The 6,455-nt window shown below is 73.4% G+C and carries 6 protein-coding genes; 4 read left to right on the top strand and 2 right to left on the bottom strand.

Features of this window, described 5'->3' with window-relative positions; genetic code table 11:
* The 4 genes from E0D90_RS22295 to E0D90_RS22280 all read left to right on the top strand — a co-directional run.
* Positions 1-602: PP2C family protein-serine/threonine phosphatase (locus tag E0D90_RS22295; RefSeq protein WP_130799816.1), on the top strand; the 602-nt coding region annotated here is incomplete at its 5' end.
* A gap of 347 nt (positions 603-949) precedes the next feature.
* Positions 950-2,377 carry an aminopeptidase P family protein gene (locus E0D90_RS22290; RefSeq protein ID WP_227870405.1) on the top strand — a complete coding sequence of 476 codons (1,428 nt, stop codon included), beginning with the start codon at positions 950-952 and terminating at the stop codon, positions 2,375-2,377.
* Between the two features lie 441 nt (positions 2,378-2,818).
* Positions 2,819-4,162 (top strand): hemolysin family protein, encoded by a 1,344-nt coding sequence (locus tag E0D90_RS22285; protein ID WP_130799815.1) that lies wholly within the window; start codon positions 2,819-2,821, stop codon positions 4,160-4,162.
* Between the two features lie 2 nt (positions 4,163-4,164).
* Positions 4,165-5,172: a hemolysin family protein gene (locus tag E0D90_RS22280; RefSeq protein ID WP_130799817.1), complete on the top strand. Its 1,008-nt coding sequence runs from the start codon at positions 4,165-4,167 to the stop codon at positions 5,170-5,172.
* Between the two features lie 143 nt (positions 5,173-5,315).
* Here the strand turns inward: E0D90_RS22280 and E0D90_RS22275 are convergent, their stop codons facing one another.
* Together E0D90_RS22275 and E0D90_RS22270 are read right to left on the bottom strand one after the other, a co-directional pair.
* Positions 5,316-5,849, bottom strand: coding sequence for a cupin domain-containing protein (locus E0D90_RS22275; protein ID WP_130799814.1), 534 nt, complete (start codon positions 5,847-5,849; stop codon positions 5,316-5,318).
* Between the two features lie 146 nt (positions 5,850-5,995).
* On the bottom strand, positions 5,996-6,455 hold a 460-nt coding region (locus tag E0D90_RS22270; protein ID WP_130799813.1), incomplete at its 5' end, for a S1 family peptidase.

Below are 6,455 nucleotides of genomic sequence, written 5' to 3'. Positions count from 1 at the left end.
CGCTGGGGCTGGCGGTCGGGACCGTCACCGGCTCCGGTCCGTCGACGACGGCGGCCATGGGCCGGCTGCTCGCCGGGCTGCGCGCGTACGCGGTGATGGAGGGAGAGGACCCGGTCGCGGTCCTCTCCGATCTGGAGCTGCTGCTGCGGGTGACGGAGTCGGCCCGCTGTGCGACCGCGCTCTTCGGGTACGCCGAACCCGCCTCACGCCGGGTGGTGCTGGCGTCGGCCGGGCATCCGCCGCCGCTGGTGATCGGTGAACGCGGGGCGGAGTTCGCCGAGACCACGCTCTCCGCGCCGCTCGCGATGCTCTCCTGCTGGGAGGCGCCCAGCGTCGAACTGACGCTCGCCCCAGGCGAAACGCTCCTGCTGTACAACGAAGGGCTGCTGCACGCGACGGGCGAGCCTCTGGACCGCGCCTTCACCCGGCTGCGGGAGGTGGCCGCGCAGGCACCGGCCGATGTCCGGCGGGACCCCGGGGCACTCGCCGACCACCTGCTGCGCGCGCTGCTGCCGGGAACGGTGCCGGGCGTGCCGGGCGTGCCGGGCGCTCCCGGCGCCGAGCGGGAGACCGTGCTGCTGGCCGCCCGCTTCGACGGCTGACGGTTCCGGAGCCTTCCGGTCCCCTTTCCCCCACCCGCGGCGAGCACCCGCGGCGAGCGACCCGGCGCACCCCCGCGCGGTCCCCTCCCGGCGGTGGAATCGCAGGTCACCCCCGCGCTCAGCAGCATGGCCCTGTCGCGCGCCTTACTGCCGCGCATACGATGGATCGGGGTGCTGGCACCACCTCACCGTCATCGACCAGCCGAGTCAGCGAGCGAGGGAGCACCGTCGTGGCCGAGGAGCAGAACCCGGTATCCGCCGAGACCGCGGAGGGGAGCGCCGACGCCGAGGGCGCACCGGCCGCCGAAGGACAGGCCGGTGAAGGACAGGCCGGTGAAGGACAGGCCGTGGAGAGCGCGAAGCCGAAGCCGCGCAAGAACGGCCTCGCGCCGAAGGTCTCGGACGAACTCGCCGAGAACATGAAGAGCGGCTGGGCCGACACCGAGCGCACCGACCTCGAACCGATCGCCCAGGCCGAGCACACCGCCCGCCGCCGAGCCGCGCTCTCCGCCCGGTTCCCGGGCGAGCGGCTGGTGGTCCCCGCCGGCCGGCTGAAGACCCGTTCCAACGACACCGAGTACCCCTTCCGGGCCGGTGTCGAGTACGCCTACCTGACCGGTGACCAGACCGAGAACGGCGTGCTGGTGCTGGAGCCGAACGGCGACGGCCACGACGCCACGCTCTACCTGCTGCCGCGCTCGGACCGCGACAACGGCGAGTTCTGGCTCTCCGCGCAGGGCGAGCTGTGGGTGGGCCGCCGGCAGAGCCTGGCCGAGGCCGAGCTGCGCTACGGCATCCCCTGCGCCGACGTCCGCACCGTCGCCACCGAGCTGTCCGGGGCCAAGGGCCCGGTCCGGGTGGTGCGCTCGCACGACGCCACGGTGGAGGCCGCGCTGGCCGACAAGGTCACCGCCGAGCGCGACGCCGAGTTCCAGACCTTCCTCTCGGAGATGCGGCTGGTCAAGGACGAGTTCGAGATCGCCGAGCTGACCTTCGCCTGCGAGGCGACGGCGCGCGGCTTCGAGGACGTCGTCAAGGTCCTGGACCGTGCCAAGGCCACCTCCGAGCGGTACATCGAGGGCACCTTCTTCCTGCGCGCCCGCGTCGAGGGCAACGACGTCGGCTACGGCTCGATCTGCGCCTCCGGCCCGCACGCCACCACCCTGCACTGGGTCCGCAACGACGGCCCGGTCAACGACGGCGACCTGCTGCTGCTCGACGCCGGTGTGGAGACCCGCGAGCTGTACACGGCGGACGTCACCCGCACCCTGCCGGTCGGCGGCCGGTTCACCGAGCTGCAGCGCCGGATCTACGACGCGGTCTACGACGCCCAGGAGGCCGGGATCGCCGCCGTCCGCCCGGGGGCCAAGTACCGCGACTTCCACGAGGCGGCCCAGCGGGTGCTGGCCGAGCGCCTGGTGGCGTGGGGCCTGGTCGAGGGCCCGGTGGAGCGGGTGCTGGAGCTGGGCCTCCAGCGCCGCTGGACCCTGCACGGCACCGGCCACATGCTCGGCCTCGACGTCCACGACTGCGCGACGGCGCGCCGCGAGAGCTACGCGGACGGGACGCTGGAGCCGGGCATGTGCCTGACCGTGGAGCCCGGCCTGTACTTCCAGGCCGACGACCTGACGGTCCCCGAGGAGTACCGAGGCATCGGCGTCCGCATCGAGGACGACATCGTGGTCACCGAGGACGGTTGCCGGAACCTCTCGGGGATGCTGCCGCGCACCGCCGAGGACGTGGAGACATGGATGGCGGACCTCGGCCGCGCCTGACCGGCCAACGGCACGCGAGGACCGGGCACGGCCCGGGTCCCGGCGGACGGCACCGTCCGCCGAGGCCCGGGCCGTGCTGTGTCCCGGTTCCGGGCCGGGGTTCTCGGGGGGCCGCGCCGGGGTCCGGGACGGCACCACGATCGCGGGTGCCGCCACGTTCCGGGGCACCGCCCTCACCGCTCGCACCGCCGCCGTCACCCGGCGCGCGGGCGCCGCGACCTTCGGTGCGCGGGCCGTGACCCGGCGCCGTGGTGTTGCCCAATCAACACCCGCACTGAGCAGCGGAGCGGCGGGGTCTGGTACTAACGTTGTGCAGACCTGTAAGCCAGTGAAAGGGACACCCTTGTCCGCCAGATCGTCGGACCCACCTGAACGCAGCCACAGTCCCCGACCTCCTCGCCAGCACTTGCGTGATCGCGGCACGCGGCGAGGTGGTGCAAGGTGAGTGCCGCACTAGCCCTGGTCGCCGTCGTCGTGCTGACGGTCGGCACCGGATACTTCGTCGCGCAGGAGTTCGCCTATGTGGCGGCCGACCGGCTGACGCTCGCCCGTGAGGCGGCCGCCGGTGACCGCAAGGCGGCCCGCGCGGTCAAGGTCCAGCAGCGCCTGTCGTTCATGCTCTCGGGTGCGCAGCTGGGCATCACCGTCACCACCCTCATCGTCGGCTTCCTGGCCGAACCCGCCATGGCGGAGCTGATCTCCCCGCCGCTGCGCGTCCTGGGTGTTCCGGACGCCGCCGTGCACGGTCTCGCCCTCACGGTCTCCTTCGTGCTGGCGACCGTGATCCAGATGATCGTCGGCGAGCTGGGTCCGAAGAACCTCGCGCTCGCCGTCCCGGAGCGGCTGGCGAAGAGCCTGGCGTCGTCCACGCTCCTCTATCTGAAGATCGCCGGTCCGGTGATCCACGTCTTCGACGCCTCGGCCAACCGCGTGCTGCGCATGGTCGGGATCGAGCCGGTGGAGGAACTGCACGGCGGTGCGACGGCCGAGGAGCTGGGCCATCTGATCCTGGAGTCCCGCGAGCACGGTCATCTGCCGCACGCCACGGCGGAGCTGCTGGACCACGCGCTGGACTTCTCCGAGCGCACCCTCGGCGAGGTGATGGTGCCCCGCGTGGACGTGGACTACGTCCGCACGGACACCACCGCCGCCGAGGTCGTGGAGCGCATCGCCGACCGCGGCCACACCCGGTACCCGGTGGTGGCCGAGCGGATCGACGACGTGGTCGGGGTGATCGGGGTGCGGGAGCTGGTACGGCTGCCCGTCGCACGGCTGGAGTCGGTGACCGCGGGCGGCCTCGCCCGTCCGCCGCTGCGGCTGCCGGACACGCTGCCGCTGCCGCGCGCCGTGGAGCAGATGCAGGGGGCCGGCCAGGAGTTCGCCGTCGTCATCGACGAGTACGGCGGCCTGGCGGGCATCGTCACCCTGGAGGACATCGCCGAGGAACTCGTCGGCGAGATCGCCGACGAGAGCGACCGGGTGGTGGAGATCGCGGTGGCCGACGGCGCCGGGGGCTGGCTGGTGGACGCGGGCCGCCGTGTCGACGAGGTGGCGGACGCCACCGGCATCCCGCTGCCCGAGGAGGAGACGTTCGAGACGGTGGCCGGCCTGGTCGTCGACCGGCTCGGCACCTTCCCGGCGGTCGGGGACCGGCTGGACCTGGACCTGCCGGGTGACGGCGGGCGGCTGGAGATCGAGGTACTCGCGATGGACCGGCACGTGCCGGAGAAGGTGCGGCTGGTCCGTGTGCCCGCCGCCTCCTCGCACGAGGGACGGGTGGCGTGACGATGGACATCACCACCGCACTCTTCGTGACCGTCCTGCTGCTGATCGGCAGCGGTTTCTTCGTGGCCGCCGAGTTCGCGCTCGTCGCGGCGCGCAGCCACCGGCTGGAGACGGCCGTCGCCGAGGGCAAGCGGGGCGCCCGCTCCGCGCTGGCCGGCACCAGGGAACTCTCCCTGATGCTGGCCGGTGCCCAGATGGGCATCACCGTCTGCACCCTGCTGCTGGGTTCGATCTCCAAGCCGGCCATCTCGCACGCGCTGGAGCCGCTGCTGACCACGCTGGGGCTGCCCAGCGGGGTCTCCTACGGTGTCGCGTTCGTCTTCGCGATGGTCGTGGTGGTCTTCCTGCACATGGTGCTCGGCGAGATGGCGCCGAAGTCGTGGGCGATCTCGCACCCGGAGCGTTCGGCGATGCTGCTGTCGCCGCCGTTCCGCGGGATCGTGCGGGTCTTCCGGTGGGCGTTGCGGATACTCAACCACGCGGCGAACGGTGTGGTCCGGGCCTTCCGGGTCACCCCGGTCGAGGAGCTGAACTCGGTGCACAGCCGGGAGCAGCTCGGCCAGCTGGTGACGGAGTCGCAGCGCATGGGGCTGATCAGTGAGGCGGACTCGGGTCTGCTGACCCGTTCGCTGAACGAGCCGCAGACGCCGATCCGCTCGCTGCTGGTGCCGGTCGACCGCATCGTGTCGGTCTCCGGCACGGCCGACGTGGACGGGATCCTGTCCGCGGCGGGGGCCAGCGACCACACCCGGCTGCTGGTGCGCGACGGCGACCAGATCGTCGGTTCGGTCCACGCGCGGGACGCCATGGTGGCCCGTGCGCAGGGCCGCTCGGTGACGGCGGCCGACCTCGCCCGTCCGGTTCCCCGCCTCACCGGCGAGGACACCGTGGCGCACGCGGTCGAGCAGCTGCGGCACCACCGGGCCTCGCTGGCCGTGGTGCTCACCGAGGACGACCGGCTGGCCGGGCTGATCAGCCTGGACGACCTGCTGGTCCGGCTCATGGCGTGAGGTGGGGGCGGCCCGTGGGGACGGGCCGCCGCCGACCGTCGCGCGAGTGACGAGGAGCGGCCCGGTGGTTTCGACCGCCGGGCCGCTTCGCCGTTCCCGGGGTGCTCCGTCGTCGCGGGATGCGCTGCGCGTGGGGCCGGCGTTCAGGTGCTGAGGCGCTCGGTGTGGACCGTCCCGCAGGGGTCGTACCGCACGTACTCGCACTCCCGTTCGGTCAGTGCGCGGAACGGTGTGCCGCGGGGGACCACGAAGGTGTCGCCGGCGCCGAGGCGGACGGGTTCGGCCTGGTCCCGCAGGTGCAGGAGGAGTTCGCCGCTCAGCGGGAGGAACATCGTGTCCCCGTCGGTCCGTTCCGACCAGCCCGCGTCCGCCGCGCCCGTCGCGGAGGTGGGGACGGCGAGGGGGAGGGCGCGGGGGGACGCCGTGGGTGCGGGAGCCGTGATCGAGGGGGCGGGCGGTCCGGCCGGGCCGGTCGGGTCGGTCAGGTTCGCCGACTGTCCCAGCCCGGGCACCGCCGGCGCCGTGCCGCTCAACTCCGCCCGCAGGAGAGCGGGTTCCTCGAACCCGACCGCCGGGGCGCCCGGCGCACCGCCGATCGCCTGCCTCGGAGGTCCGGCGGCCGGGACGGCGGACGGGCCGGCGGTCGACGGGCCTGCGGGCGGATCGGGCGCGGTCATGGCACCTCCGGTGCGGCGGTACGAACGGTGGAGGGAGTCTCCGACTCTGCCATGAAGCACCGGCCTCCCGCCACGTTCCCCGCCGTTCCCCGCCGCCCGTCCGGCTCGCCCGCGAGGGGCGGCGGAACGGGCGGCGGGGAGGGCGTTCACGCGGTGTGCAGGGTCAGCCCGTAGCGGTTGAGGATCTCGTTGACGGGCTGGAACCAGGTGCGGCCGCCGGCGGAGCAGTTGCCGTAGCCGCCGGAGGTGACGCCCTGCGCCTGGTCGCCGGTGAGGTACGAGCCACCGGAGTCGCCCGGCTCGGCGCAGACCGTGGTGCCGGTCATCTCGTAGACCGGGCCGACGTCGTAGTTGACGGTGTCGTTCTTGGACTCGACCACGCCGCAGTGCCAGCCCGTGGTGGCGCCGGAACGGCAGATCGAGGAGCCGATGGGCGCCTCGGCGGAACCGCGCACCAGCTGGTCCGGAATGGCGCCCCAGCCCAGGACGACCGGCACGGTCCACCAGCCGCTGCCGACGTTGACCCAGCCGAGGTCGTCACCGGGGAACGACGAACCCTGGAAGTGACCGATGTGGGTGTTGTCCCAGCCCCGGACAGCCTGGCCC

It is taken from the genome of Streptomyces otsuchiensis (assembly GCF_004305975.1).
Taxonomy (GTDB): Bacteria; Actinomycetota; Actinomycetes; order Streptomycetales; family Streptomycetaceae; genus Streptomyces; species Streptomyces otsuchiensis.
This window is presented reverse-complemented; position numbering and strand designations above follow the sequence as displayed.

What these genes read in the sequence shown, in the direction of transcription:
- E0D90_RS22280 (WP_130799817.1), top strand. Translation starts at nt 4,165, where the DNA reads ATGGACATCACCACCGCACTCTTCGTGACCGTCCTGCTGCTGATCGGC.
- E0D90_RS22275 (WP_130799814.1), bottom strand. Translation starts at nt 5,849, where the DNA reads ATGACCGCGCCCGATCCGCCCGCAGGCCCGTCGACCGCCGGCCCGTCC.